Consider the following 2,992-nt stretch of genomic DNA (forward strand, 5'->3'; position numbering starts at 1 on the left):
CCAATTTATTGCAACCGCAGTAGGACAGCCTTAAGTCCGACAGGCTGCTAGCCCATTGTTGTCAGAGTCGATCAGAGCTTATTCAAAAACTCCCTGACATATTTATGGACTTCGGGGTTTCTTAGAATGGCTGAATCGATAAAAACTGATCATGTTTGAGCCCGGGAGCCGCATATGTAAAAGCACGTGGCCTCCTTGCAATTAATTAGAGCATACACTCGTGATCATTCAATACCGTTTCACCGGCATATTGTAAGGAAACAATACTGCGATCAATTGACTTTTAAATAATGCTTTTATCACTTCGGATTCTTTCACTGGCATACTGAAGAGCGCGCGGATACTCAGCCATGGCGGCCATGACAACCTCATCATCATCCTGAAGTTGCTGGCTGGCATAACTCAGACAATAGCCATCCTGAGTGACTTCGGCCATGACGACACCTTTATCACACTTCAGTTCTTCACTGACATATTTCAGGTGCAATGGTTTTACTGCAATGACTTCTAATACAAGCTCTTGATCATTCCGAACCCGTTGGCTGACATATTTCAGCCCACCCTTCACCATGGTTTTCCTGATCTTTTCTTTAATATCCAAAAGCGACTGACTCGGCGGAACATCAAGCGTCAGCGTGTAATCACGTGATGGTTTGATAACGAAGTATTGACCTCTCAAATGGGGATAAAAATCCTCAACCAGCCGAATAGAGTAATGAGGATCTAACAATAAATAATGATGTAAGAGTTCCCTGCGGATGCTCTCACTCATCTCATTACTCATTAATATTTCCCGCAGACTGTGTTCCGGTTTTTGCCTGAGAAATACTAACGACTGACACTCGCCTAACCGCTCAGCATAATGAACAAACTGTTGAAGGTGGTTGCTTAATAACTGGCAGCAATCGGGACTAATGCGTTCATCCCCCAGATAAAACATTGAGAAAAGACAATGTTGAAAGGTGAATCTGTCCGCTTCTGTCGCAACATCGGGATTAAGGCGTTGTGCAAGCATGTTAAAGTCCCAATGATATTCTTCAAAAATGTCGTTGTCGCTAAAGAGTAAATCGAGATCGCACATAGCATCTAACACAATCGTCAGTTTTTCAAAGGCTTCCTGCAGGATTTCACGTGACTTCATTTGGGGATATTCGACGATCATTTCACTCGTTACGGCACTGCAACTCAGCTTCATACTATCAGCTTGTTTATCCAGTTTAATCACTTTCAGTAACTGCACTAAAAACCACATACGCATTAACTTACCACGCTTATCACTGCCATCAGTGCTCCGAAACTGGTCGGAAAATTTCAGCCGCAAGGTTCGTCCTTTCCCCCCCTCTGCGTTTTCAAGTAGTTCGATAACACAGATATGACTTCCGAGCTCCAGGTTAACAATCAAAGCGTCATCCATACTGACGACAGTCCCTGAGTACTCTAATTTTTTGATCGATGTTTTACAGGACGGACTCAATAGCGATGCCTTTTCACCTGAGTCACCCGGAGTCGTACAATCAACATAGGTGACGCGTTTTTCCTCAGAAACCCTACCATGACCCGAGGCCAGAGTGACCGGTGCCAGCGCCTTTACGAAACGCTGATGCAGGGCAAAAATCAGCTCATGAACACTCAGAACCTGTTCAGCCTTCCCGGGATTGAGTGCTTGAAGAAAGGATTTTAGCTGATAGCAGTCGGCCACCCACTTAATAAACGACAATTGACGCTCTTCACCGGTCTGCTGGTGACGAGTGATACTCTCTAACCCGGATTGGATAGTCTGTTTCAACGTCACGAACCGGGAGGTCAATTGCATCAATTCATCCAGCAATGACTGGACCTCTTCTGAATCGCTGTTTCCCGCCAGCAGCAAGAAGGCCCGGTAGCCCTCCAACAGGGCTTCAGCCCCGTGAATCAGCCGGTTTACGTTGTCTACGGTCTCTGCCAGTAGCTTTGATCGTTGAGGCGAAATGCTTAGTTTTACCGGGTTTGCCAGACAATCCAGACCGCCGCCGGAGGCAAAAAATGCCAGCAGCCGGGCATTTTGATCCGCGAGCCATTGAAAGCCGCTGGCGACCAGTCGGAATGTGCCCTCTGGGGGGGATAAATCATCCCGTGACGGGACAGCTTTTGTTAACGGCACATCAGAAATACCACAGGACAGGCTTCTGTGACTGGCCAGTTTTCTGGTAAGGTCACCGGCAGCAATGAAGGCAGAGGGTATACCATTAAAACGGGCGCTGGCCAGTGTCACCTGTCGGCCATGCAGAGCGGCTAAGGCCGGATACTGCCCCTCGGCCAGCATCAAGGTTTTTTCCTCCTGTTTCATGAGAATCGCCACATGATCATTGAACCCTCCTTGATCAAAGGCAAACCCTCCTGCCCGCCTGAGGAACCCAGGCTCAAGCATCCATTCTTCAGCATGTCGGGCCACAACAATGGCTCCCTCCGGCATAGAGTCTGCCTCTCTTTTTTTGGCCAACCAGATGGGTCCGGTGCAATAGCCTTCGCTAACGCCTTTGCCAATAGCCAGGGTCTCTTTCGATCCGGGTCTGGACATGGCAAAATCCATGCCCCCGGAGAGTCGGGTTATGGGGCGCACCTGCAACAGAAACAGGCGATCCTGATGATCGATGGCAAATTCCACATCCACGGGGCAGAGTAATAGGTCTTCCAGCTGTGTCACCATCTCTCTGAGTGCTGAAACCTGGTCATCACTGAGTCGCTGACCGCCACCGCCTGTCCGGGGATTCGCATCATCAAGTCTTGTTTCCGAATAGCCGTTGTTTTTTTTGTTCCTCTGCAGGATGAATTGACTTGAGACCGTTCCGGGAAAGTATTGAGAAAATAGAGAGTTGTCAGGTCTTTCTATACGAGAAATATCAATGCGGTGGGGTTTGTTACCAGACTGTCCTGCCACCACGCCCCCGGGCTGACCGGGAGTGTACTCAACCCTGACGGTATCATCCTGAAAAGATTGAAAGCTCATGGCGAC

1 protein-coding gene is annotated in these 2,992 nt (G+C 48.3%); it reads right to left on the bottom strand.

Annotated elements, in window-relative coordinates:
• Nucleotides 1-283: 283 nt before the first annotated feature.
• The coding region (locus KDK19_RS15995; protein WP_257292351.1) for a DUF4116 domain-containing protein at nucleotides 284-2,992 on the bottom strand (2,709 nt) is incomplete at its 5' end.

The sequence above is a fragment of the Endozoicomonas sp. ONNA1 genome (genome assembly GCF_024606325.1).
Classification (GTDB): Bacteria; Pseudomonadota; Gammaproteobacteria; order Pseudomonadales; family Endozoicomonadaceae; genus Endozoicomonas_A.